A 23,071-nucleotide genomic window follows, 5' to 3' on the forward strand; every position below is an offset into this window, starting at 1 on the left:
CAGCGGCCGCGCTGCCTCCAGGCCGCGGCGGTAGCCTGGGAGGATGCCGCTGCCGCCGCTCGTCGAGCCCGTCGCCGCCTTGAGCGAGGCCGAGCGCGCCCGCACGGCGCGTCACCGATCACTCGCCGGAGTCGGCGACCTCGGGCAGCGACGGCTCGCCGCCGCGCACGTCGCCGTCGTGGGCGCGGGCGGCATCGGCTCGCCCGTGGTCCTGGCCCTCGCGGCGGCCGGCGTGGGCGTCCTCACCGTCATCGACGACGACGTGGTGGAGATCTCCAACCTGCAGCGTCAGGTCATCCACCGACGCGAGGACTCCGGCGAACCGAAGGTGGCCAGTGCTGCTCGGGCGGCAGCGGACCTGTCCGACACGCTCGTCCACGGCGTCCGCGAACGGCTCTCGCCCTCCAACGCTCGACGTCTGCTCGAGGGGGCCGACCTCGTTATCGACGGCTCCGACACCTTCGACACCCGTGAGGCGGTCGCGGCGGCCTGCGAGGAACTCGGCGTGCCGCTGGTGTGGGGCACCGTTCAGGCGTTCGACGCACAGGTGACGGTGTTCTGGTCGTCGCCGCCGGCGGGCGAGGCCCCCGTGCGGCTCGCCGACCTGTACCCGCCCGGAAGCGTCGGCGAGGTCCCGACCTGCGAGGAGGTCGGGGTTCTCGGCGCGCTGTGCCTGCAGGTGGGATCGCTGCTGTCGATGGAGGCGGTGAAGCTCATCACCGGTATCGGAGAGCCGCTCCTGGGCCGCGTGCTCGTCATCGACGGCCTGCGCGCCCGTCAGCGCGAGGTGGCGCTGCGGCGGACGAGCGTGCGCCCCGCCGCCGTCCAGCCCGTCCCCCAGGTGACGCCCGAGAGCGTGGACCTCGCGCGTGCCACGATCGTCGACGTCCGGGAGGACCACGAGGTGTCGACCGGGATGATCGCCGGCGCCCGCCACGTGCCTCTCGGTCGGCTGCTGGCCGATCCCCGCGCGCTCGCCGGCGCCGAGGACCTCGTGATCGTGTGCGAGGTCGGCATGCGTGCCCGTCGCGCGGCCGAGGCCCTTCGCGCAGCCGGCATCCCGGCATCCGTCCTCGCCGGGGGGATGCGCGCATGGAATGCCGCCGAGGGCGCGCACGGCGGACGGGGCGTGCGCGCATGAGCTCGCCGTTGCGCACGGTCGAGGAGCACCTCGAGGACGTGCTCGGCCGTGTGCGCTCTGTCGACGCGATCGAGGTCGCGGTGGCGGACGCCGCCGGTCTGACGCTCCGCGAGAGCGTGCGGGCCCGCGTCGACCTGCCGGCGTTCGACAACTCGGCGATGGACGGGTTCGCCGTGCGCTTCACCGATGTCGCTGCAGCAGCCCCGGGTTCGCCGGTCCCGCTGCGCGTCGTGGCGGATCTGCCGGCGGGCACGGGGAACGATCCCGCTCTGGCGACGGGCGAGGCCGCGCGCATCATGACCGGATCGCCCGTGCCGACCGATGCCGACGCGATCGTGCCCTTCGAAGACACCGCGCGGGGGCTGGCGGACTCGCTCGACCGGATCGACGTGCAGCGCGCACCGCGCGCATCCGGCGCACACATCCGCCGCCGCGGCGAGGACGCCCGCTCCGGCGACGAGGTCCTGCCCCCGGGTGTGCTGCTCGGCCCGCTGCAGCGCGCCGCCGCGGCCGCCGCCGGGGTGGACCGGGTGCGGGTGTCGCGACGCCCGCGGGTGGTGGTGGTCTCGACCGGGTCGGAGCTCGTACCGCCGGGCCGACCGCTCGAGCGCGGTCAGATCCCCGAGTCCAACGGCGAACTGCTCGCCGGTCTCGCCGTCGAGTGCGGCGCCGAGATCGTGCTGCGCACGACCGTCACCGACGACGGCGACGGTCCGGCCGAGGTCGTCGCGCAGGCGCAGGAGCTCGGGGCCGACGTCGTGGTGTTCTCCGGGGGCGTGAGCGCCGGAGCCTACGAGGTGGTCAAGACATCGCTCGCCGGCGCCATGTCGTTCGCCGGGGTGGCCATGCAGCCGGGCAAGCCGCAGGGCTTCGGGGCCCTGCACGACGGCACCCTGCTCTTCGGGCTTCCCGGCAACCCGGTCAGCTCCGCCGTCTCGTTCGAGGTCTTCGTGCGGCCGGCTCTGCTCGCCGCGCAGGGACGGTCTACCCTCGCCCGCCCGATGCTGCGCATCCCCGCCGCCCGCGGCTGGCGGACGCCGCCCGGGCGCCGTCAGTACCTGCCCGTCTCGATCGATCGCGGCGATCCGGCGGGTTGGCGTGCCGTGCCGGCGACGTCGGGAGGGTCCCACCTGGCGGGCGGACTCGGGCGCGCCGACGCGTACGCGGTGGTCCCCGCCGAGGTCGAGATGGTCGGAGCCGGCGACCTGGTCGATGTCATGCTGATCTCATGAGCTTCACCCACCTGGATGCCGCGGGCCACGCCCGCATGGTCGACGTCACCCTGAAGCAGCCCACGGTCCGCTCGGCGACCGCCCGCGCATTCGTCCGTTGCGCACCCGAAGTCGTCGCCGCGCTTCGGGACGGGACCGTGCCCAAGGGCGACGTGCTCGCCGTGGCCCGCATCTCGGGCATCCAGGCGGCCAAGCGCACGCCCGAGCTGCTTCCTCTCGCACACGTCATCGGCGTCCACGGCGCCGTGGTCGACCTGCAGGTGGAGGACACCGGCGTCGCGATCGAGGCGACCGTCCGCACCGCCGACCGCACCGGCGTCGAGATGGAGGCGCTCACGGCCGTGACGGTCGCGGGGCTCGCCGTGGTCGACATGGTGAAGGCCCTCGACAAGGCGACCTCCATCGAGAGCGTCCGCATCATCGCCAAGACCGGTGGCAAGAGCGGCGACTGGGTGCGCCCGGGCGAGGATCCCGCATGACGGCACGGACGGCGACGGGGCACACGGCCGCGGATGAGGCGCTCGGCGCCATCGTGCTGGCGGGTGGTCGGGCGTCGCGTATGGGCGGTGCGGCGAAGCCGCAGCTGGTGGTCCACGGTCGCACCCTGCTGGGCGCGGCCGTCGACGCGGCCCTGGACGCGGGGGCCAAGCCCGTCACCGTGGTCGGGCCGATGCTCGACCCGGCACTCGAGGTCGACTGGGTGCGCGAGGATCCGCCCTTCGGCGGGCCGGCGGCGGGTGTCGTCGCGGCGCTGCGCGAGTGGGCGGCCTCGGGTATCGCCCCCGGCTGGACGCTGCTGGTCGGCGCCGACCTCCCCCGCGTGACCGATGCCGTCGCGCGACTGTCGGCCGACCGTGGTCTGCTCCCCGCCGACGCGGACGGGGTGTGCCTCGGAGACGCCGGCAGCCGACCGCAGTGGCTCATCGGGATGTATCGCACCCGGTCGCTGCAGGACGCGGCATCCGCCCTCGCCGACGACGGTCGCGACGCCGCCGTCCGAGAGCTCATGGCCGATCTGGCCATCACCGTGGTGCGGGCGCCCGACCTGACCGATGACATCGACACGTGGGACGACGCCCGACGCTTCGGCGCCTCGGAGCCGTGACATCGCCGCTGCCGTGACATCGCCGCTGCCGTGAGACCCCCGCGCGCATGAGATCCCTGCCCGCGTGAGATCCGCGCCCGCGCGTGAGATCATCATGACGCGGCCGGCGCGCCGCGCCACGAGCCGCAACCGGTCGGAGAAGACATCATGAGCGAGCAGTCCCGCACCCTTCCCCCCGAAGCCCTCGACGCGTGGGCGGACGCGCTCCGCGAGCGGTTCGACCTGGACCCCGCGCAGGTGCCGGTGACCGGCATCCTGGATCTGGCGCGCGACGTCGCCACCGCCGTCGCCCGGCCGGCCGCCCCCGTCGGCGCGTTCGCCGCCGGCCTGGCGGCGGGCCTGCGTGGGGGCGACGACGCTGCGATCCGCGACGCCCTCGCCGCGGTGGTCGCGCTTGCCGGCACGGTGGACCACGTCGACACCCCGCCCGCGGAGTCTGCCGCCGAAGACCCCGAGCCCGGCATCGGCGGGATCGCCTGATGCCCACCGTCCGCTATTTCGCCGCGGCGGAAGACGCCGTGGGTCGCGACGAGGAGTCGCGCGACGAAACGACCCTGGGCGAGCTGCGGCGGGCCGTCGCCGCCGAGCATCCGGAGCTCGGCGGCATCCTGCCGCGCTGCGCCGTGCTCGTGGGCGGCGAGCGCGTCGCCGATGACACCGCCCTGGCGGCGACCGACGTCGTCGACGTCCTGCCCCCGTTCGCGGGCGGCTGAGCCGACCCGACCGCGCCTCCCGCGGGGCCGCGATTCAGCCGCCGAGGCCCTTCCACGCCGTCGAGCCGTCCGCCTCGACCTGGCGCTTCCACACCGGCAGGTCGGTCTTGATCGTCTCGATGACCGCGCGACAGACCTCGAACGCCTCCGCCCGATGCGACGAGGCCACCGCGATCACCACCGCGGCATCCCCGACGGCGAGTCGCCCGACACGATGACTCACCGCGACCAGAGCGTCGGTGTCGCCGATGGCGCGCTCGGCGATCCGCGCGAGTGCGGTCTCGGCATCCGGGTGGGCGGAGTACTCCAGGGCGACCACCGCGCCCTGCGCGTCGGGGTCGTGGTCGCGAACACGCCCGACGAAGGTCGTCACGGCGCCCGCTGCGGGATCCTCGACGGCTGCGATGTGGGCGTCGAGCTCGAGCGCGTCGTTCGAGATGCGGGCCACGCGCACGGGCATCAGTGGTCTCCCCCGTCCAGCTGATCGATGACGTGACCGGCGACGGCGAGGATCACCGGCATCCCGGAGCGGACGGCCGCGGTCGACCCCGGCAGGTTGACGATGAGACTGCGGGCGGCGATCCCCGCCACGCCGCGCGACAGCATCGCCGCGGGTTTCTCGCTCACGCCCCGTCTGCGCAGCTCTTCGCCGATGCCGGGAAGCTCGCGGTCGATGACGCGCAGCGTCCCCTCGGGGGTCTGGTCGCGCGGACCGACCCCGGTGCCCCCGGTGGTCACGATCACCCGCGCGCCGCCGGCGGCGAGTGCCTGCAGCGCCCGCTCGACGCTGTCGGCGCCATCCGGGACGACGAGCGCGTCCTCGCAAGCGAACCCTGCCGCGCGCAGAGCCGCCACGGCGATCGGCCCGCTGGAGTCCGGACGCTCACCGGCCGCCGACCGGTCCGACACGGTCACGACGGCTGCGGTGTGCGGCATCCTTCCACCCTAGAGCCCGACCCCGGGCACGGTGCTCACTCGGATGCCGTCGCGACGGCATCCGGCGCCGTCGACGTCCCCTCGTCCTCAGCCAGCTGCTCGGCCGCGGCGGTGATGCGGTTCGCCATGCCGGCGAAGACGAAGCCGTGGAACGGGACCACCGCCATCCAGTACAGTCGCCCGGCCAGTCCGGTGGGGAAGAACACCGCGCGCTGCTCGTATCGCGAGCCGCCGTTCTCGGGCGAGGCGCGCAGTTCGAGCCATGCCAGCCCCGGCACCTTCATCTCGGCGCGCAGGCGCAGGAACGAGCCGGGCTCCAGCGCCTCGACCCGCCAGAAGTCCAGCGCATCGCCCACGGTGAGACGGTCGCGGCTGCGGCGTCCGCGGGCCAGTCCGATGCCGCCGACGAGCCGGTCCATCCAGCCGCGGATCGCCCACAGCACGGGCGATGAATACCACCCGTTCTCGCCGCCGATGCCCTCGATCACCCGCCACAGGGCCTCGGCCGGCGCGTGGGTCGACGCCGTCCGCGCGTCGACGAAGACGACCTTGCCCGCCCAGTCGGGGTCGCTCGGGAGCGGATCGCTCGGGACGCCCAGGACCTCGCCGTCGGCCCAGCTCGTCTCGACCGCATCCTCGCGCACCCGGCGCAGGGCCAGCTGCACCGCCCGGCGGTACGGGGTCAGCCCGTCCGCGGGCTGCGGGATCAGCGCGTCCACGTCGTGGTTCTTCATGACGCACTCGTTCTGCAGCGATGCGACCAAAGGACGCGCGATCGACCGCGGGATGGGGGTGACGAGGTTCACCCAGTGCGAGGCGAGATTCGGCGTGAAGACGGGCAGCGACGCGATGGGACGCTGGTGCAGCCCGGCCTCGACGGCGTAGCCGTTCATCATCTGCCCGTAGCGCAGGACATCGGGTCCGCCGATGTCGACGGCGCGGTTGACGTCGGGATCGACGCGGGCGGCTCCGAGGAGGTAGTGCATGACGTCCCGCACCGCGATCGGCTGGATGCGGTTGCGCACCCACTTCGGCGCGGGCATGTACGGCAGGACGTCGGTGAGGTGACGCACCATCTCGAACGACGCCGAGCCCGACCCGATCACGACACCGGCCTGCAGCACGAGGGTCGGCACCCCACTGGCGAGGAAGACCTCGCCCACCTCGACCCGCGAGCGCAGGTGCGGCGACAGGTCGACACCGTCCGGGTGCAGGCCGCCGAGGTAGACGATCCGGCCCACCCCAGCCGACGCGGCGGCGCTCGCGACGGTGTGGGCGGCCCGCAGATCGGCGTCCTCGAACCCGCGCCCGGCGGCCATCGAGTGCACGAGGTAGAACAGCACGTCGACCTCGGCCACGGCCGCCGCGACCGCTTCGACGTCGTCGGCGGATCCCTCCTCGATCTCGACGTCGGCGCCCCAGGAGAACGCCGCGACGCGGGCGGGGTCGCGGGCGAGGACCCGCACGTCGTAGCCGGCGTTGAGCAGCCGGGGAACCAGGCGCCCGCCGATGTAGCCGGTGGCCCCGAGCACCAGGGCGCGCGGGGCGGATCCGTCAGGTCGCGGGCGGGCGCGCAGCGCCTCTTCCCTTCCTGTGGGCGAGCTCAGGTCGGTCACGGGATCGACGGTACGTCCACCCCGCGCCGCCGACAACGACTTGACACCGATCCGCTCGCGTGCGTGCCGACCGGCTATGGACACGGCGGCGCGGCGGGCTCATGATCAAGGGGTGAGCAACACCGACCCGGATTCCGAGTATGAGGCCCTCATGCACGTCGTGCAGCGTCTTGCGGAGCGTTTTCCCCACACCCCCGAGGAGCGGATCCGCGCGCTGACCGTCGAGGAGTTCGCATCGTTCGACGATGCGCATGTGCGCGACTTCGTTCCGGTGCTGGTCGAGCGGGCCGTCGCGGAGCGCCTGGACCCGACGCCGGCGACCTAGACAGGCGCGGTCGCCGGCTCCAGCCGCACGATGATCGACTTCGACGTCGGCGTCCCGCTCACGTCGGCGACGGACTCCAGCGGCACGAGCACGTTGGTCTCGGGATAGTACGCGGCGGCGTTCCCACGGGGCGTCGGGTAGGGCACGATGCGGAACGCCGGCGCTCGGCGCTCCTGCTGCGTCCCGTCGTCGCCGGTCCACTCCGACACCAGGTCGACGACGTCCCCATCACGCCATCCCAGCTCGGCGATGTCGTCGGGGTGGACCATGACGACGCGGCGACCCTGGTGGATGCCGCGGTACCGGTCGTCCTTGCCGTAGATCGTGGTGTTGTACTGGTCGTGAGAGCGCAGCGTCTGCAGCAGCAGCCGCCCCGGCGGGATGCGCGGGTACTCCAGCGGGTTGGCGGTGAACCGCGCCGTACCGTCGGGCGTCGCGAACCTGCGCGCGTCACGGGGACCGTTCGGCAGATGCAGCGTCCGGCCCTTGTCGATGCGCTCCTCGAAGTCGTCGAACCCGGGAATGACGCTCTGGATGTGCGCGCGGATCATCGCGTAGTCGGTCTCGAGGGCCGCCCAGTCCGCGCGCGGCGCGTCCGCCGGATGCCGCGACCCGGCCCGCTCGTCGGCGTCGCCCGGTGCCCGATGCGGCTGATCGGCCGCGGGCCGCTCCGGCAGGCCCCGGTCGGGATCGCCTTCGTGGCTCGGGTCTGTCGCCGAGCCGTCCGCGTCCCCCGGCGCGGCGCCGGGGAACAGCATCCCGCACAGCCGCGCGACGATCGCCACCTCGCTCAGCAGCTCGTCGGAGGGCGGCGCCAGGCGTCCGCGTGAGGAGTGGACCGCCCCCATGGAGTCCTCGACCGTGACGCGCTGCTCGCGTCCGCCGCGCCGGTCGCGGTCGGTGCGACCGAGCGTCGGGAGGATGAGAGCGCGGCGACCGGTGACGACGTGCGAGCGGTTCAGCTTCGTCGACACCTGCACGGTGAGCGCGACCCGGCGCATTGCGGATTCCACGACGGCGGTGTCGGGGGTGGCGCTGACGAAGTTGCCGCCCATCCCCATGAAGAAGCTCACCGCGCCGTCGCGCATCGCACGGATGGCCGCCACCGTGTCGTAGCCATGGGCGCGCGGAGCGGTGAACGAGAACTCGCGGTCGAGCGCCTCGAGGAACGCCTCGGCGGGCTTCTCGTAGATGCCCATCGTGCGATCGCCCTGCACGTTCGAGTGGCCGCGCACCGGGCACACCCCGGCGCCGGGACGGCCGATGTCGCCGCGCAGCAGCAGCACGTTCACGACATCGCGGAGAGTCGCCACCGAGTGCTTGTGCTGGGTGAGCCCCATAGCCCAGCACACGATGGTCGCCGACGATGCGGCCACGTCGTCGCCCACGGCTCGCAGCACGTCTTCGGCGAGTCCTGTCGCCGCTTCGAGCTCTCGCCACGGCACGGCCGTCACCGTCTCGCGGTAGGCGTCGAAGCCGCTCGTGTGCGCGTCGATGAACTCCCGATCCAGGATGCCGCCCACCGCGGCCTCACGCTCGAGCAGGTGCTTTCCGATGGCCTGGAAGAGCGCCTGGTCACCGCCCAGCCGGATCTGCAGGAACCGATCCGCCAGCTCGGTGCCGCCCAGGAGCACCCCGCGGACGGTCTGCGGATTCTGGAACTTCACGAGCCCGGCCTCGGGCAGCGGGTTGACCGCGATGATCCGGGCGCCGCCCGCCTTGGCCTTCTCGAGGGCGCTCAGCATCCGTGGATGGTTGGTGCCGGGGTTCTGCCCCGCCACGATGAGCAGGTCGGCGCGATGGATGTCGTCGATCGACACCGTTCCCTTGCCGATGCCGATCGTCTCGGTCAGGGCCGATCCGCTGGACTCGTGACACATGTTCGAGCAGTCGGGCAGATTGTTGGTGCCGAGACCGCGCACCAGCAGCTGGTACAGGAACGCCGCCTCGTTGGAGGTGCGCCCCGAGGTGTAGAACACCGCGTCGCCGGGGTCGGCGAGGTCCCGCAGGTGCGTCGCGATCTCGCGCAGCGCGTCGTCCCACGAGATCGGACGGTAGTGGGTCGCGCCCTCGTCGAGCACCATCGGCTGGGTCAGCCGTCCCTGCTGCCCCAGCCACCAGTCGTCGTGCTCGGCGAGCTCGGCCACGGAGTGCGCGGCGAAGAACTCGGGGCCGACCCGTCGCAGCGTCGCCTCTTCGGCCACCGCCTTGGCGCCGTTCTCGCAGAACTCCGCGACGTGGCGCTTGTCCTCCTCGGGCCACGCGCATCCGGGGCAGTCGAAGCCGTCCTTCTGATTCACGCGGGCGAGCGTCCGGATGCTGCGCGCGACCCCCATCTGCTCGATCGACATCTGCAGGGCGTGCGCGACGGCCGGCACGCCCACCGCCACCCGTGCGGGGTCGGTCACCCGCAGTCGGGACTCGTCGATGTCGGTGCGGGGAGGCTTCGACACCATCGGTCAGCGCCTGCCGGTGCCGAATACGCCCCGGATGACGGCGCCGAGGATCGTCTGCGTGGATTTCGAGTTCAGGACCTGCTCGAGCGGGCTCTTCGTCGTGCGGGACGATCGCGTGGTGCGGGACGAGCCCGACGTCTTCTTCAGCAGCCGCTCGTACTCCTGCTGCGCCTTGCGCTCGGCATCCGCCTTCGCCTTGTCGATCGCCGCCTGCTGACGCGCGAACTCCGCGTCGATCTTCGCCTTCTCGAGGGCGGCCTGCTCGGCCGCTTCGGCCTCTTCGGCCGCCTTCATCTTCGCCGTGAGCAGCTCTCGGGCCGACTCCCGGTCGATGGGGGTCCCGTATTTCGCCAGCAGCGGGGATGCCGCCACGGCGGCGTCGATCGCGGCATCCGGGGTGGGCGTCATCAACCCCTGAGGAGCCCGCAGGCGCGTCCACGCGACGGGGGTGGGTGCGCCCTTCTCGCTCATGACGGTGACGATCGCCTCGCCCGTGCCGAGCTCCTGCAGCACGCGCTCGAGGTCGTAGCCCGATCGCGGGTATGTGCCGACCGTGGCACGGAGCGCTTTGGCGTCGTCGGGGGTGAACGCGCGGAGGGCGTGCTGCACGCGGGATCCGAGCTGGGCGAGCACGTCGCCGGGCACGTCCTTGGGGGTCTGCGTGACGAAGAAGACGCCGACGCCTTTGGAGCGGATGAGGCGCACGGTCTGCACGATCGCCGCGGTGAAGTCCTTCGAGGCTCCGGTGAAGAGCAGGTGGGCCTCGTCGAAGAAGAACACCAGCTTGGGCTTGTCGACGTCGCCCACTTCGGGGAGGGTCTCGAACAGCTCGGCGAGCAGGTACATGAGGAACGTCGAGAAGAGCGCGGGCTTGTCCGCCACCCCCGGCACCTCGAGCAGGCTGATGATGCCGCGGCCGTCGGGGGCGGTGCGCAGGAACTCTGCGACGTCGAACTCCGGCTCCCCGAAGAAGACGTCGGCGCCCTCGTCCGCGAACGTGATCAGTTCGCGGAGGATGACCCCCGCCGTGGCCGCCGACAGGCCGCCGAGCTCCTTCAGCTCGCCCTTGCCCTCGTCGCTCGTGAGGTAGGTGAGCACGGCGCGGAGGTCGGACAGGTCGACGAGCGCGAGGCCGTTCTCGTCGGCGTAGTGGAACACCAGACCGAGGCTCGACTCCTGCGTGGCGTTGAGCCCCAGGACCTTGCTCAGCAGCAGCGGCCCGAACCCGCTCACGGTCGCGCGGACGGGCACGCCCTTGCCGACACCGCCGAGGGCGAAGTACTCGGTGGCGGATGCTGCGGGCTGCCAGTCCTGGCCGATGCCGACCGTGCGGGCCAGGAGCTTGTCACTCGCCACACCGGGCGTGGCGACACCCGAGAGGTCGCCCTTGATGTCGGCGGCGAACACCGGAACGCCCTTGGCGGCGAGCTGCTCCGCCAGACCCTGCAGCGTCCGGGTCTTGCCCGTGCCCGTCGCCCCGGCGACGAGTCCGTGCCGGTTCATCATGGCGAGCGGAATGCGCACCTGCACGTTCGGGAGCGGGTCGGTGTTGACCAGGGCGCCCAGGTCGAGCGTCTCGGCGTCGAAGGCGTAACCCTGCCGCACGGCGTCGACCTCGGCGGCATCCAGTGGCCCGGCGGCGGGCTCCGCGGCGGCGGGCTCGGCCGTCGGTGCAGCCTCCGCTGCCGCGGCCGCGGCCGCGGGCTCGGGCTCGGGCTCGGGCTCGGGCTCGGGCTCGGCGCTCGAGGACTCGGGCCTCGAGGGCTCGGCGCTCGCAAGTTTGGTGCTCGCGGGTTCGGTGCTCGAGGGGGCAGTCGTCGACGCCGGGGGTCCCGCCGCACGCGACTTCGCGGCCTCGGCTTCGGCGGCGGCGAGCGCGGCTCGCGCCTGGGCGGCCTTGAGCTGGGCTTCGGCTGCTTCGGCTTCGGCGCGCAGGCGCGCCAGCTCGGCTTCGGCGGCAGCGACGGCGGGATCGGGCTCGGACGACGCAGTCATGGGCTCAGCCTAGCTAGGGCCGGGGTTGCCCGGGGCGGCTTCGGGGGCTCGCTTCGCGCCGTGACGGACCTCCTCGCGGGCGAGGGGCTTGGCGAAGGCGGCGGCGACCAGCAGCGCCGCGCCTGCGCCCACGAGAGCTCCGCCGATGGTGTCGCTGATCCAGTGCGCCCCGAGGTACGTGCGCGAGAAGGCCATCGCGAGCGTCCACACCGCACCGCCGACGGCGACCCACACCTTCGGGAACAGCACGAACAGTGCGACAGCGATCGTGGCCGCGTTGCCGACGTGGCCGGACGGGAAGGAGCCGACGTCGGCGTGGACCAGGATGTCCTCGGGTCGCGCGCGACCGATGGTCTGCTTGAGGAGCTGCACCACGAGGACGCTGACGATCTCGGCGGCGAGGAAGAACCCCGCACCCCACGGGCGTCGCATGATGAGCAGGATGATCGCGACGCCGATCGGCACGGCGAAGACACCGAACCATCCGCCGCCGATCCAGTCCAGGGCGTACGAGAAGGCCAGCATCGCCGGCCCACGGCTGGCCGAGAGCAGATCCTGCCACGCCGCGTCGAAGCCGAAGGTGGCATTGCCGAGACCGACGAGGATGCCGACGCCGAGGATCACACCGGCGACCACCGCGGCCGTGCCGATCCAGAGCGGGCGGCGATACGCTACGCGGACGTCGGACTCAGGGTGATCCTTCATGGGGTCATCCTGCCAGGGTGAACGGGAAGTGAACACGGCTCGCGCAGAACCGGCGATCCGTGAGATCATCCCGCCGCGCAGGTTGCTGCACGGGGCGCCGGGTGAGTGCTCCGCGTCAGGGCGCGAGACGCTCCACCGTGCGCGGACGCACCAGCAGCCAGAGGGCCGCGACACCGACAACGGCGCATCCGGCCATCACCGAGGCCATCGTCGTCGCCGTGATGCCCGAGCCCTGCGCGATCCAGCCGACGACGGGCGAGATCAGCCCCGCCACCCCGAAGTTGGTGGCGCCGATGATCGACTGCGCCGTGCCGGCGGCACGGCCATGCCGATCGAGGGCCAGCACCTGCACGCACGGGAAGGTGAAGCCGCACGAGGTCATGAACAGGAACAGCGGGATGAGCGTTCCCCACACACCCAGCCCCAGCTGGTCGTTGACGACGATGACCGTCGCCCACAGGAGCAGCGACGCGGTCGAGAACGCCAGAACCCACTGCGGTCCGTAGCGAGCGGCCAGACGCGAGGCGATCTGCACGCCGACCACCAGGCCGATCGAGTTCACCGCGAACAGCACGCCGTACTGCTGCGCGTCGAAGCCGAAGCTCTCCTGCACCAGGAACGGCGAGGCGGACAGGTAGGAGAACAGCCCGCTGAAGGTCATGGCGCCGATGAAGAGAACGCCGATGAAGACGCGGTCGGTGAAGACGCTGCGATACCGCTGCCACACCGTGGTCGCGCCGCGCTCGTGCCGACGGGCCGGCGGAAGGGTCTCGGGAATGAACAGGATCGCCGACACGAGCATCACCGCGCCGTAGACGGCGAGGACGACGAAGATCCCCCGCCACGGCATCACGAGCAGAAGAGCCGAACCCACGAGCGGAGCCAGGACGGGCGCGGCACCCGAGACCAGGGCCAGGCGAGAGAGCATGACCACGAGGCGACGGCCGCCGAACAGGTCGCGCACGATCGCCGCGGCGACGACGCCGCCCGCCGCTGCACCCGCGCCCATGAACACGCGCGACAGCGACAGCAGCTCGAGCGTGGGGGCGAGGGCCGCCGCCGCGCTCGCGACCACGTGGAGCGCGGTGACGATGAGGAGCGGGAGCCGCCGTCCGACCTTGTCGCTGAGCGGGCCGACGATGAGCTGCCCCAGGGCGAATCCGAGCATCGTGCCGGTCAGCGTCAGCTGGATGGCCGCGGACGTCGTTTCGAAGTCCGCCTCGAGCACCGGGAAGGCCGGCAGATAGAGGTCGATCGTGAACGGCCCGAGAGCGGTGAGCGCGCCCAGCAGGATGATGTACAGCACCCGGCGGCGGCTCGAGATCGAGTCGCCCGGGTGCAGCACGATCGGCGCCGTGGCCGGGTTCGACCCGATCGCGCGGATGGCTCCGGTGTGCGGGGGCTGGGGGCGCTGGCGCGGCGGCTGGGAGCGCGATGCGTCGGGCCGGACGACGGGAAGGGAGGCGGTGTCGAGCAAGGCGGGGATCTCTGAGTCGAGGGCGAGCGAGGCGCACGTGCGTCTGGCGGTGCGAGGAGGAATCGTGAGGGCGAAGGATGTCGCGGTCGAATCGATTCGAGTCCAGGATAGCGGATGCCGCCCGCCGCACTGTCGGCGTCATCGGAGGCATTGTCCAGCCTCCACCCCATGCGGCCGCATAAACTCGTCTGCGTGAGCCCGACCGACAGGCAGCGCAGCGGCAACCCCGCCAAGCAGGCCGAGATCAATCTGACCGTCAAGCAGCAGCGCGAGCAGCGCCGCCAGGAGAAGCTGGCCGAATACCAGAAGCAGCTCGCCAAGCGCCGGCGCAGCAAGCTCGTCTGGTGGGTCGTCGGGTCGACGGCCGCCGTCGCGGTCGTGGCGCTCATCGTGGCCTCCATCGTCTTCGCGCCGCCGGCACCGCCCTCGTACACCGCCGGCGACAGCACCGGCGCCGAGATCGAGGGTGTCGAGACCTTCGAGAACGCCACCGATCACGTCGAGGGCACCGTCGAGTACGAGCAGAGCCCGCCCGCGGGCGGCCCGCACAACGCCGTCTGGCTCAACTGCGGCGTGTACGACCAGCCGGTTCCGAACGAGAACGCCGTCCACTCGATGGAGCACGGCGCGATCTGGGTCACCTACGACGCCGAACGGGTGTCGGGCGACGAACTCGACACGCTCCGGTCGCACCTGCCCTCGAGCTACGTCATCCTCTCGCCGTACGAGGGCCTGGACTCCCCCATCGTGCTGAGTGGCTGGAACACCCAGCTCCAGCTCGACTCGGCCGATGACGAGCGCATCCCCGCGTTCTTCGAGGAGTACTGGCGCAGCCAGAACGTGCCCGAGCCCAACGCCGTCTGCAGCGGCGCGCTCGACGCGCCCGGCAAGCAGAGCTGATCGGCCGTGAGTCGACCGGCCGTCGACGACGAGATCGCCGAGACGGGACGCACCGGCATCCGCTGGTGGATGGTGGCCCTCGCGGTCCTCGCCATCGCCGGCGTCGCCTTCGCCGTCGGGCGGTTCTCCACCTTCTCCTCTGCGGGACCGCTGACGCCGGGCGACGCCTCGGCTGAGGCAGGGTTCTCGCGAGACATGCAGGCCCACCACGCCCAGGCCATCCAGATGGCCATGGAGATCTACCGGAAGACCGAGGACGAAGAGCTTCGCGTGCTCAGCTACGACATCGCCACGGGTCAGGCCGGCCAGCGCGGTGAGATGTACGACTGGCTGGTGCAGTGGGGGCTTTCGCAGTCGGGCGGTCCGATGATGGCGTGGATGGACGCTTCAGGCGACGAGCACGGCCACGGCGCGGCATCCGGTGACGACCTCACCGACGCCGAAGCGCACGCGGCGATGGGGATGGCGACGGATGCCGAGCTCGGCGCCCTGCAGAACGCGACCGGCACCGAAGCGGACTGCCTCTTCCTCGACCTCATGATCCGCCACCACGAAGGCGCGATCCCGATGGCCGAGGCCGTGATCGACCTCGGTTCCGAGCCGCGCGTGCTCGACGTGGCGGGCAGCATCGTGGCCGGGCAATCCGCCGAGATCGAAGCGATGCGGGCGATCTCGGCCCGACTGGGCTGCGCCGGCTGACGACAGCGCGCGCCGCCGCCAGCCGACGGGGCCTCAGCCCTTCGTCGACCCCGCGAGGAGCCCGCGAACGAAGTAGCGCTGCAGCGCGAGGAACACGATCAGCGGCACGATCACCGCGATGAAGGCGCCCGCCGTGAGCAGATACCAGTCCTGTCCGCGGCTTCCGGCGAGTTCGGCCACCATCTTGGTGATCGGAGCCACGTTGCCGTCAGCGAAGATGAGGGCGACCAGCAGGTCGTTCCACACCCACAGGAACTGGAAGATCGCGATCGACGCGATGGCCGGCATGGTCAGCGGGATCACGATGCGGAAGAACGTCTGCCCGTGGCCCGCCCCATCCACCTTCGCCGCTTCGATCACTTCGCGCGGGATCTCCGAGACGAAGTTGTGGAGGAGGAAGATGGCCAGCGGCATGGCGAAGATCGTGTGCGCGATCCACACCTGCGTATAGCCGGCAGAGCCGAGCGGCACGATCACCGGGACGCCGAAGATCGTTCCCTGCGAGAACAGCTGCAGCAGCGGGATGAGGGCCATCTGGATCGGGACGATCTGCAGGGCGAACACGAAGATGAACAGGATGTTCTTGCCCTTGAAGTCCATCCACGCGAACGCATAGGCGGCCAGCATCGCGATGACGATCGGGATGACGGTGGCGGGGATCGTGATCGCGAACGAGTTGACGAACGATCCGGCCAGGGTCAGCTGGCTGTTGCCGGCCTGAAGCGCCGTCGTGTAGTTGTCGAGCGTCCACCCCCAGTTCGAGAAGATCGTCCACCAGCCCGAGGTCTGGATCTCCTCGCGCGGGCGGAAGGACGTGATCAGCAGCCCCAGCGTGGGGATCGACCACAGGATCGCGATGATGAGCGCGGCGAGCGTCGCCCAGCGCGACGTCAGCCGCCGCTTGGTGCGGGCCAGCGGCGCCTCGGCCTTCTTCTCGCCGCGCGTGACCCGGCGCTTGGTCTGGTCGTCGACCGGCAGTTCCACAGGCATGGCCATGTCAGCGCACCTCCCGCTGCTTCTTGAGCTGTCTGGCGTTGTAGATGACGATCGGCAGGACGAGCACGAACAGGATCACCGCGAATGCGGCCGACCTCCCGGACTCGAAGCTGCGGAACTGGGTGTACATCTCGTTGGCGATGACCGAGGTGTTGTTCGCACCCGCCGTCATCGTGCGGACGATGTCGAACACCTTCAGCGAGACGATCGAGATCGTCGTCAGCACCACGATGAGCGACGAGCGGATGCCGGGAACGACGACGTTGAAGAATCGCTGCCAGGCGTTCGTGCCGTCGAGCTCTGCGGCCTCGAGCTGCTCGGTGGGCACGCCCTTGATGGCGGCCGAGAGCACCACCATGGCGAAGCCGGTCTGCGACCAGATGAGCACCACGATGAGGAACAGGGTGTTCCACGGGTCGGCGGCGAGGAAGTTGATGGGCTGTCCGCCGAACCACACGATGATCTGGTTCAGCAGGCCGATCTGCGCCGCTTCGGCCGGGCGCGAGGTGTACATGAAGCGCCAGATGATAGACGCACCCACGAACGAGATCGCGAAGGGCAGGAACACCAGGATCTTGTAGTACTTCTCGCCTCGGGTCTTGTCGATGAAGTAGGCGTAGGCGAGCCCGGCCACGGTCGAGACCGCCGGGGCGATGAGCACCCAGATGATCGTGTTGATGATCGTGCGCACGCCCTGGGGCTGCGTGAAGACCCACAGGAAGTTGTCCAGCCCGACGAACGCGGTGCCGCTGGAGTTGAGGAAGGACTGGAAGAACGTCTGGATGGTGGGGACCACCAGCCCGATGAGCACCAGCAGGAGCGCCGGTGCCAGGAAGGCCACGATCGTGAAGAGAGAACCGGACCCTTCGCGGGACCGCATGTCGAGCCAGAAGAAGAGGAGCCCGAGCGCGCCGGCCGCGAGGATCGCCCACCAGTAGGACTGCAGGAAGAACAGCAGGGCGACGGGGAAGAGCACGCACACCGCGAGGCGGATGATCGTGTACTTGCGGCCGGCGCGCGGTGCGATCTCGACGAAGAAGAGGATGATCCCCACCACCAGCACGAACGCGCCGACGATGATGGGGATCTCGAGCCAGGGCGAGAGGGTGCTCAGCCACTGGAAGAAATCACGGGCGGTCATGGGGCGTCCTTTCGAGTGCGACGACGAACTCGGGGTTTCGCGGGATCACCCGCGGCGAGGGAACGGGGCCGCCCCTTCGGGACGGCCCCGTTGCGACCGATCAGCTGGAGGGCCAGCCCGACTCGATCTGCTCGAGCACCGTGTCGGTGTCCGTGCCGTTGACCCAGTCGCGCATGCCCTGCCAGAACGTGCCGGCACCGACGCTCGAGGGCATCAGGTCCGATCCGTCGAAGCGGAACGTGGTCGCGTCGTCCTGCAGCAGCTCGATGGCTTCCGACAGGATGGCGCTGGACGCGTTGGCGGGGTCGAGCCCCTTGTTCGCGCTGATCACGCCGCCGAGCGACACGCGGCTGTTCGCCCACTCGGGGCTGGACAGGTACTCCTGCACCGCCTGGGTGCTCTCCGAGTCGTCGAACGCGCCCACGATCTCGCCACCGCCGGTGACCGTCGCGGCACCGCCGTCGGACTCCTCGAACGGAGGAGTGATGAAGGCCCAGATGTCGCCGTCTTCGGCGACCGTCGCGCCGGCATCCACGATGAAGCCGTCGTAGAACGAGGCCTGGTGGTGCAGCAGGCAGTCACCGCTGGCGAGCGCCGTGGCCGGGTCGCCGAACGGGGTGGTGCCGATCGACTGCACGTCGCCGTAGCCGGCGTTGACGTACTCGGGGTTGAGGATGATGCTCCCCACCTCGTCGAAGGCCGACTTGATCTGCGGGTCGGTGAAGGGGATCTCGTTCGCCACCCACTGGTCGTAGACGTCGGTACCCGACTGGCGGAGCACGACGTCCTCGATCCAGTCGGTCCCCGGCCAGCCCGTCGCCGCGTCCGATCCGAACCCGACGCACCACGGCGGGCCGTCGGTCTCTTCGGCGATCTGCGCGGTGAGGTCCTTGAGGCCCTGCCACGTGGTCGGGATCTCCCAGCCGTTCTCTTCGAAGGTCGCGGGCGAGTACCAGATCCAGCCCTTGACGCTCGCCATCAGCGGCGCGCCGTAGAAGGTGTCGTCGACGGTGCCGAAGCCCTGCCACAGGTCGGTCCAGTACTCCTCGGCGTTCGCCTTGACCGCCTCGGGCGCCTCGACCAGGAAGCCGCGGGTGGCCATGTCGGCGAGCAGACCGGGCTGCGGGAAGATCGCGAGATCGGGGGCGCTGCCACCCTGCGCGCGCACGGCGATCTGCGCCTCGAACTCCTGAGAGGCCTCGTACTCGATGTCGATGCCGTTCTCTTCCTCCCATTCGGCCCACGACTCTTCGAGCAGCTCTGCCTCGGTGCCCGAGATGGTGCCGTAGATGGTGACGACGTTGTCGTCCTCTCCCCCGCCGCCGCCACCGTCGCCGCCGCCGTTGCCGCCGGTGCCCGGGCCTCCGGTGCAGCCGGCCAGTGCGATACCGGCGACGCTGATCGCGGCGACCGAGCCGAGGATGCGTCCTCGCCTGTGAGTCTTCATGAGTCCTCCTCTTCGAGTAGGGGCTTCCACCCCGGGAACCGGCCTGCAGGAAAGTAGGGAACCGATTCCAGGCCACGCTATTCGACTTCCCCCGGGCGCACAACGGCCCGGAAGGTCACAACTCGGTAAACAGCGGAAACCCGCCAGGCCGAATTGTGGGATGTGCATGGAACCGGTTCCCTTCCGGGCGTGATTCGCCTACGCTTTCCCACAACGTCGCGGCGAAGGCGGGCGACGCGGGAGGCAGCACACGTGAGCGGTATCGCGGACGTCGCCCGGCTTGCGGGCGTGTCGAAGTCCACGGCGAGCCGTGCGCTCACCGGATCGGGGTACGTCTCGGACGCGACGCGCGACCGCGTCGTGGGTGCGGCGAGGGCTCTGGGCTACGTCGCCTCGACGAGCGCGGTGAGCCTGGCGACCGGTCGCACGCGCAACATCGGTGTGATCATGCCCTACGTCAACCGCTGGTTCTTCGCCGAGGTCCTCGAAGGGATCCAGGCCTCGCTCCTGGCCCGCGGACTTGATCTGACGCTGTACGACGCGAAGCCGGGAACGGAGGGACGTCGGCGGATCTTCCAGGACTTCCTGGCGCGCAAGAGGTTCGACGGCCTGATCGCCGTGGGGCTGGAGCCTGCGCACGACGAGGTGCAGCGGATGCTGGAGATCGACAGGCCGGTCGTGATCGTCGTCGGCGAGCGCGGCTCGACCAGCACCGTCGCGATCGACGACGACCATGCGGTGCGTCGCGCCACCGAGCACCTCATCAGTCTCGGCCATCGCGAGATCGCGTTCCTCGGCGGTGGCGGCGGGACGAACTGGGCCGAGGTGGACCGGCGTCGGCTCAGCGGCTACCGGCTCGCCATGTCGCAGGCGGGCCTGGACGATCATGCGGTGCACGTCCGCTCCGACGTGAGCCTTCCCGGCGGCTACGCGGCCGCGGTGGACCTCCTCGGCGACACGCGTCGGCCCACGGCCATCGTCGGGGTCTGCGACGAAGTCGCGATCGGTGCGATCATCGCGTCGCGCCGCCTCGGCATCCGCGTGCCGACCGACCTCAGCGTGGTGGGCATCGACGACCACGAGTACGCCGAGATGTTCGCCCTCACCACCCTCGAGCAGGTACCGCGCGAGCAGGGCGCCGCCGCGGTCGATCTGCTGGTGGAGCAGCTCGACCACCCGGGGCGTCCCCCGGTCGACATCCGGCTGAAGGCGCGGCTCGTCATGCGCGCATCCACCGCTCCCCCCGACACTCACGAGTCGACGGTGGCCGTCGACATGCGCGACCACGCGCGACGGCGGTTCTGGGACGAGTGAGAGCGCGGCGTCGTGGAACGACGAAGGCTCCGGATGCCGAAGCATCCGGAGCCTTCGTACGGCTGAGCGTGATTACTTGAGGGTAACCGTCGCGCCGGCCTCTTCGAGCTTGGCCTTGGCCTTCTCGGCGTCGTCCTTGTTCGCGCCCTCGAGCACGGGCTTGGGCGCACCGTCGACGACGGCCTTGGCCTCGCCGAGGCCGAGCGAGGTGAGCTCGCGGACGACCTTGATGACCTGGATCTTCTTGTCGCCGGCGGCCTCGAGGATGACGTCGAACGCGTCCTTCTCCTCGGCCTCCTCGGCGGGGGCACCACCGGCGGGGGCGCCGGCAGCGGCCACGGCCACGGGAGCGGCGGCGGTGACGTCGAAGGTCTCCTCGAACGCCTTGACGAACTCGCTGAGCTCGATGAGCGTGAGCTCCTTGAACGCGTCGAGCAGCTCCTCAGTGCTGAGCTTTGCCATGATGATTCTCCTTGATTGGGGTTGTACTACGCCGGGGCCCGATGTCAGGCCGCGGACTCCTGCTTCTCACGCAGCGCGTCGACCGTGCGAACGGCCTTCGACGGCAGTGCGTTGAAGACGTATGCCGCCTTCGTCATCGATGCCTTCATCGCGCCGGCGAGCTTCGCCAGCAGGACTTCACGGCTCTCGAGGTCGGCGAGCTTGTTGACCTCGTCCGCGCTCAGGGTGTTCCCGTCGAAGAAACCGCCCTTGATCACGAGATGAGGATGTGCCTTGGCGAAGGCGCGCAGGCCCTTCGCGACGGCGACCGGGTCACCGTGCACGAACGCCACGGCCGACGGACCCTTGAGGTCGTCGTCCAGCGACGAGATCCCCGCGTTGTTCGCGGCGATCTTGGTCAGCGTGTTCTTCACCACGGCGTACTCCGCGTCCTGACGGATCGTGTTGCGGAGCTCTTTGAGCTCGGCAACCGTCAGGCCGCGGTACTCGGTCAGCAGTACGGCGGTCGAGTCCTCGAAGTGCTTCGTGAGCTCGGCGACCGATGCTTCCTTCTGCGCCATGGCCACTCCTTGTGTGTACGAGACGCTCCGCGGAGGCGGGGCGTCGACCTGGAACACCGGCGCTGCAATGAAAAAAGCTCCGGCGCAAGCGCACGGAGCGGAAATCCTGTGAGGGAGAATCGTTCGTGACACCTGCGCGGGCCCCTGCACTGCAGAGCTTCGATCTCGGTACGCTCTCGCGCACGTCGATGACCGGCGGTCTTCGGCTCCCGGAAGTCTAAGCGACAGCATCCCCCCGCACCAAATCCGGCGGGCTGGCCCGGTCCCTGCGTGCCCGGCCCAGACCACGTGACGTCACGAAGGCCCCCTCACTTCGCGCCCCGCTTGCCCCCCCCCTCCTGCGTCCACCCCCATTGCGCCCAGAACACGTGACGTCGCCGAGACGACGCGTCCCGCGCGCTCGGAACCCGTCGTCTCGGCGAGAACACGTGCTCTGACCACCTGCCCGGAGCGCCGCGCGCCAGAACACGTGATCTGACCACACGCACGGATGCGCTGCGCGCCAGAACGCGTGATGAGGATGCGTGAACCGCGGTGCGCCGCACCGACCGTCGCACCGGTGATCACCCATGTGGCGGCTGGATCCCGAAGGCGGCGAGGCGGGCGGCGAAGGTGCTCAGATCACCGATGTGGGCGTCTTCGACACGGACGAACCGGCGCTGGGTCGTGCCTAGAATCCAATCTTCGCGCCTCTTCTCTGCGAGGAGCACTTCCTCGAGCGTCTTTCCGGCTCGCAGGGCTTCGTCCTGATACTTGGACGCTCCGTCGAACTCGACGAAGCTCCGCACGTCGTCCACTCCGAGGTCGACGAAGTACTGCGACGTCCCCGGGCCCGCGACCCGCACCTGCGGATGGATGTCGACGAAGCCGAGCTGCACGAGCCGCAGCCGCGTGACGCTCTCGCCCGGAAGCTCTGCTCGCCCGTCCGCCAGCCGGGCCGCCTCACCGGCCTGTCTCACCCCGCGTCGTCCGGGTGCGGCAGCGACGCGGTCCAGCATCCGCTCTCGCCACTTCGCCACGACGTCCGCGTCGTAGGAACGACCCGCGACGGCGACGTGACGAAGCGCAGCGTCCGCAGCGGAGATCGCAGCCTCCAGACCGACGGTTCGGCAGACGTCGAACACGGTCCGCTCCAGAGTGGTGCACCGCACACCTGCGATGTCCGTGACGTCATGGTCGGCGAGGGCATCGGCGTGCCGGACGAGGCGGGTGCGACCCGATGCGCGGGATCCGGTCGGCATCGTCATATGCACGGCTGCCGGCCTTAACCGGTAGAGGGGCAGACCCCACGCAACCGCGGCGGACACGTGGGAGAGCACCCCGGCGCCACCCCCCATCTCGGCGACGGCCGCCGCCGCCTCGAGCCGATGCTGGGACTCCGGCCATAGGCCGCGCCAGACCTCCCCTTCGACATAGCGGTTGCGCTGCAGTCGTCGGATGCTGCCGCTCTCGAGACCGCGTCGGACGTCGCGCGGCCGATATCCCGCCGCGAGCAGCTGTGAGCGCGAACGCACGGACTCCAGCGCCTGCGCAAAGGTGATGTGACGTGTCATGGACGCCACGCTTGCGGCATCCACACCGCCTCACTCGTGCCGCCGGCACTGTCGTGGACAACACGACCGGTCGGGCGCCTGGGGAGGATTCGCCGGAAGCGGACACGCGCTCGGTGCGATCACGTGATCCGGATGCCGGACACGCAAGCCACTCGCGCCGATCACGTGATCTGGTGCCCTCAGCCCGGGCGTCGCTGCTGCGATCACGTGATCCGGATGCCGGAGATACGACCCCCGCGCACCGATAACGTGACCTCGCCGAGATGACCCGCAGCGAGCGCGCGCGACACGTGTTCTC

The 23,071-nt window shown here is 70.7% G+C and carries 23 protein-coding genes; 10 read left to right on the forward strand and 13 right to left on the reverse strand.

Features of this window, described 5'->3' with window-relative positions:
- The first annotated feature begins 43 nt into the window (after positions 1-43).
- The 6 genes from Q9S36_RS09360 to Q9S36_RS09385 all read left to right on the forward strand — a co-directional run bounded on the left by Q9S36_RS09360 (position 44) and on the right by Q9S36_RS09385 (position 4,191).
- Positions 44-1,141, forward strand: coding sequence for a ThiF family adenylyltransferase (locus Q9S36_RS09360; RefSeq protein ID WP_311284874.1), 1,098 nt, complete (start codon positions 44-46; stop codon positions 1,139-1,141).
- Complete coding sequence (glp, locus tag Q9S36_RS09365; RefSeq protein ID WP_311284875.1) at positions 1,138-2,373, forward strand: gephyrin-like molybdotransferase Glp; 1,236 nt, start codon at positions 1,138-1,140, stop codon at positions 2,371-2,373. The genes Q9S36_RS09360 and glp overlap by 4 nt, the downstream gene beginning before the upstream one ends.
- On the forward strand, positions 2,370-2,852 hold the full coding sequence (gene moaC, locus Q9S36_RS09370) for a cyclic pyranopterin monophosphate synthase MoaC (RefSeq protein WP_311284876.1): 483 nt from the start codon (positions 2,370-2,372) through the stop codon (positions 2,850-2,852). The genes glp and moaC overlap by 4 nt, the downstream gene beginning before the upstream one ends.
- Positions 2,849-3,478 carry an NTP transferase domain-containing protein gene (locus Q9S36_RS09375; protein WP_311284877.1) on the forward strand — a complete coding sequence of 210 codons (630 nt, stop codon included), beginning with the start codon at positions 2,849-2,851 and terminating at the stop codon, positions 3,476-3,478. The genes moaC and Q9S36_RS09375 overlap by 4 nt, the downstream gene beginning before the upstream one ends.
- Before the next feature lie 147 nt (positions 3,479-3,625).
- Complete coding sequence (locus tag Q9S36_RS09380; RefSeq protein WP_311284878.1) at positions 3,626-3,958, forward strand: DUF6457 domain-containing protein; 333 nt, start codon at positions 3,626-3,628, stop codon at positions 3,956-3,958.
- Positions 3,958-4,191 (forward strand): MoaD/ThiS family protein, encoded by a 234-nt coding sequence (locus Q9S36_RS09385; protein ID WP_311284879.1) that lies wholly within the window; start codon positions 3,958-3,960, stop codon positions 4,189-4,191. Before Q9S36_RS09380 ends, Q9S36_RS09385 begins: the two co-directional genes overlap by 1 nt.
- 34 nt (positions 4,192-4,225) lie before the next feature.
- Here the strand turns inward: Q9S36_RS09385 and Q9S36_RS09390 are convergent, their stop codons facing one another.
- Genes Q9S36_RS09390 through Q9S36_RS09400 form a run of 3 tightly spaced genes read right to left on the reverse strand, consistent with a single transcriptional unit; the run spans position 4,226 to position 6,743 of the window.
- Positions 4,226-4,651 carry a molybdenum cofactor biosynthesis protein MoaE gene (locus tag Q9S36_RS09390; RefSeq protein WP_396653736.1) on the reverse strand — a complete coding sequence of 142 codons (426 nt, stop codon included), beginning with the start codon at positions 4,649-4,651 and terminating at the stop codon, positions 4,226-4,228.
- Positions 4,651-5,127 (reverse strand): molybdenum cofactor biosynthesis protein B, encoded by a 477-nt coding sequence (locus tag Q9S36_RS09395; RefSeq protein ID WP_251451091.1) that lies wholly within the window; start codon positions 5,125-5,127, stop codon positions 4,651-4,653. The genes Q9S36_RS09390 and Q9S36_RS09395 overlap by 1 nt, the downstream gene beginning before the upstream one ends.
- Positions 5,128-5,162: 35 nt before the next feature.
- The gene (locus Q9S36_RS09400; protein WP_311284880.1) at positions 5,163-6,743 is read right to left on the reverse strand and encodes an SDR family oxidoreductase; all 1,581 of its coding nucleotides are present in this window, start codon (positions 6,741-6,743) and stop codon (positions 5,163-5,165) included.
- A gap of 112 nt (positions 6,744-6,855) precedes the next feature.
- Here Q9S36_RS09400 and Q9S36_RS09405 point away from each other — a divergent pair, with 112 nt between their 5' ends.
- The gene (locus Q9S36_RS09405) at positions 6,856-7,068 is read left to right on the forward strand and encodes a three-helix bundle dimerization domain-containing protein (protein ID WP_311284881.1); all 213 of its coding nucleotides are present in this window, start codon (positions 6,856-6,858) and stop codon (positions 7,066-7,068) included.
- On the opposite strand, the gene Q9S36_RS09410 is transcribed toward Q9S36_RS09405, so the two are convergent.
- The 4 genes from Q9S36_RS09410 to Q9S36_RS09425 all read right to left on the reverse strand — a co-directional run bounded on the left by Q9S36_RS09410 (position 7,065) and on the right by Q9S36_RS09425 (position 13,701).
- Positions 7,065-9,524: an FdhF/YdeP family oxidoreductase gene (locus Q9S36_RS09410; protein ID WP_311284882.1), complete on the reverse strand. Its 2,460-nt coding sequence runs from the start codon at positions 9,522-9,524 to the stop codon at positions 7,065-7,067. The genes Q9S36_RS09405 and Q9S36_RS09410 overlap by 4 nt on opposite strands.
- A gap of 3 nt (positions 9,525-9,527) precedes the next feature.
- Entirely contained in the window at positions 9,528-11,519 is a 1,992-nt protein-coding gene (locus tag Q9S36_RS09415; RefSeq protein ID WP_311284883.1) for a helicase HerA-like domain-containing protein, read from the reverse strand.
- Positions 11,520-11,528: 9 nt separating this feature from the next.
- The gene (locus Q9S36_RS09420) at positions 11,529-12,224 is read right to left on the reverse strand and encodes a phosphatase PAP2 family protein (RefSeq protein WP_311284884.1); all 696 of its coding nucleotides are present in this window, start codon (positions 12,222-12,224) and stop codon (positions 11,529-11,531) included.
- Between the two features lie 115 nt (positions 12,225-12,339).
- Positions 12,340-13,701 (reverse strand): multidrug effflux MFS transporter, encoded by a 1,362-nt coding sequence (locus tag Q9S36_RS09425; RefSeq protein ID WP_311284885.1) that lies wholly within the window; start codon positions 13,699-13,701, stop codon positions 12,340-12,342.
- A gap of 192 nt (positions 13,702-13,893) precedes the next feature.
- On the opposite strand from Q9S36_RS09425, the gene Q9S36_RS09430 reads away from it, so the two are divergent.
- A complete protein-coding gene (locus Q9S36_RS09430) occupies positions 13,894-14,601 on the forward strand; it encodes a DUF3105 domain-containing protein (RefSeq protein ID WP_396653737.1) in 708 nt (235 codons plus the stop codon).
- A 6-nt stretch (positions 14,602-14,607) separates the two neighbouring features.
- Complete coding sequence (locus Q9S36_RS09435; protein ID WP_311284887.1) at positions 14,608-15,300, forward strand: DUF305 domain-containing protein; 693 nt, start codon at positions 14,608-14,610, stop codon at positions 15,298-15,300.
- 33 nt (positions 15,301-15,333) lie between these two features.
- Here the strand turns inward: Q9S36_RS09435 and Q9S36_RS09440 are convergent, their stop codons facing one another.
- From Q9S36_RS09440 to Q9S36_RS09450, 3 genes are all read right to left on the reverse strand, one after another.
- Positions 15,334-16,296, reverse strand: coding sequence for a carbohydrate ABC transporter permease (locus Q9S36_RS09440; RefSeq protein WP_251451108.1), 963 nt, complete (start codon positions 16,294-16,296; stop codon positions 15,334-15,336).
- A gap of 1 nt (position 16,297) precedes the next feature.
- Entirely contained in the window at positions 16,298-17,437 is a 1,140-nt protein-coding gene (locus Q9S36_RS09445) for a sugar ABC transporter permease (RefSeq protein ID WP_311284888.1), read from the reverse strand.
- A 100-nt stretch (positions 17,438-17,537) separates the two neighbouring features.
- Positions 17,538-18,884: an ABC transporter substrate-binding protein gene (locus tag Q9S36_RS09450; protein ID WP_311284890.1), complete on the reverse strand. Its 1,347-nt coding sequence runs from the start codon at positions 18,882-18,884 to the stop codon at positions 17,538-17,540.
- Between the two features lie 252 nt (positions 18,885-19,136).
- On the opposite strand from Q9S36_RS09450, the gene Q9S36_RS09455 reads away from it, so the two are divergent.
- Positions 19,137-20,198: a LacI family DNA-binding transcriptional regulator gene (locus Q9S36_RS09455; protein ID WP_311284891.1), complete on the forward strand. Its 1,062-nt coding sequence runs from the start codon at positions 19,137-19,139 to the stop codon at positions 20,196-20,198.
- A gap of 72 nt (positions 20,199-20,270) precedes the next feature.
- Here Q9S36_RS09455 and rplL read toward each other — a convergent pair whose 3' ends face one another.
- The 3 genes from rplL to Q9S36_RS09470 all read right to left on the reverse strand — a co-directional run bounded on the left by rplL (position 20,271) and on the right by Q9S36_RS09470 (position 22,773).
- Complete coding sequence (gene rplL / locus Q9S36_RS09460; protein WP_251451116.1) at positions 20,271-20,660, reverse strand: 50S ribosomal protein L7/L12; 390 nt, start codon at positions 20,658-20,660, stop codon at positions 20,271-20,273.
- A 44-nt stretch (positions 20,661-20,704) separates the two neighbouring features.
- On the reverse strand, positions 20,705-21,220 hold the full coding sequence (gene rplJ, locus Q9S36_RS09465) for a 50S ribosomal protein L10 (protein WP_311284892.1): 516 nt from the start codon (positions 21,218-21,220) through the stop codon (positions 20,705-20,707).
- 563 nt (positions 21,221-21,783) lie between these two features.
- Complete coding sequence (locus tag Q9S36_RS09470) at positions 21,784-22,773, reverse strand: hypothetical protein (RefSeq protein ID WP_311284893.1); 990 nt, start codon at positions 22,771-22,773, stop codon at positions 21,784-21,786.
- Positions 22,774-23,071 lie beyond the last annotated feature (298 nt).

The sequence above is a fragment of the Microbacterium sp. ARD31 genome (assembly GCF_031844425.1).

Coding starts and splice junctions, on each gene's coding strand:
- Q9S36_RS09470 (WP_311284893.1), bottom strand. CDS start 22,773: ATGACACGTCACATCACCTTTGCGCAGGCGCTGGAGTCCGTGCGTTCG.
- Q9S36_RS09360 (WP_311284874.1), top strand. CDS start 44: ATGCCGCTGCCGCCGCTCGTCGAGCCCGTCGCCGCCTTGAGCGAGGCC.
- Q9S36_RS09385 (WP_311284879.1), top strand. CDS start 3,958: ATGCCCACCGTCCGCTATTTCGCCGCGGCGGAAGACGCCGTGGGTCGC.
- rplJ (WP_311284892.1), bottom strand. CDS start 21,220: ATGGCGCAGAAGGAAGCATCGGTCGCCGAGCTCACGAAGCACTTCGAG.
- moaC (WP_311284876.1), top strand. CDS start 2,370: ATGAGCTTCACCCACCTGGATGCCGCGGGCCACGCCCGCATGGTCGAC.
- Q9S36_RS09410 (WP_311284882.1), bottom strand. CDS start 9,524: ATGGTGTCGAAGCCTCCCCGCACCGACATCGACGAGTCCCGACTGCGG.
- Q9S36_RS09395 (WP_251451091.1), bottom strand. CDS start 5,127: ATGCCGCACACCGCAGCCGTCGTGACCGTGTCGGACCGGTCGGCGGCC.
- rplL (WP_251451116.1), bottom strand. CDS start 20,660: ATGGCAAAGCTCAGCACTGAGGAGCTGCTCGACGCGTTCAAGGAGCTC.
- Q9S36_RS09390 (WP_396653736.1), bottom strand. CDS start 4,651: ATGCCCGTGCGCGTGGCCCGCATCTCGAACGACGCGCTCGAGCTCGAC.
- Q9S36_RS09375 (WP_311284877.1), top strand. CDS start 2,849: ATGACGGCACGGACGGCGACGGGGCACACGGCCGCGGATGAGGCGCTC.
- Q9S36_RS09415 (WP_311284883.1), bottom strand. CDS start 11,519: ATGACTGCGTCGTCCGAGCCCGATCCCGCCGTCGCTGCCGCCGAAGCC.
- Q9S36_RS09445 (WP_311284888.1), bottom strand. CDS start 17,437: ATGACCGCCCGTGATTTCTTCCAGTGGCTGAGCACCCTCTCGCCCTGG.
- Q9S36_RS09440 (WP_251451108.1), bottom strand. CDS start 16,296: ATGGCCATGCCTGTGGAACTGCCGGTCGACGACCAGACCAAGCGCCGG.
- Q9S36_RS09380 (WP_311284878.1), top strand. CDS start 3,626: ATGAGCGAGCAGTCCCGCACCCTTCCCCCCGAAGCCCTCGACGCGTGG.
- glp (WP_311284875.1), top strand. CDS start 1,138: ATGAGCTCGCCGTTGCGCACGGTCGAGGAGCACCTCGAGGACGTGCTC.
- Q9S36_RS09420 (WP_311284884.1), bottom strand. CDS start 12,224: ATGAAGGATCACCCTGAGTCCGACGTCCGCGTAGCGTATCGCCGCCCG.
- Q9S36_RS09450 (WP_311284890.1), bottom strand. CDS start 18,884: ATGAAGACTCACAGGCGAGGACGCATCCTCGGCTCGGTCGCCGCGATC.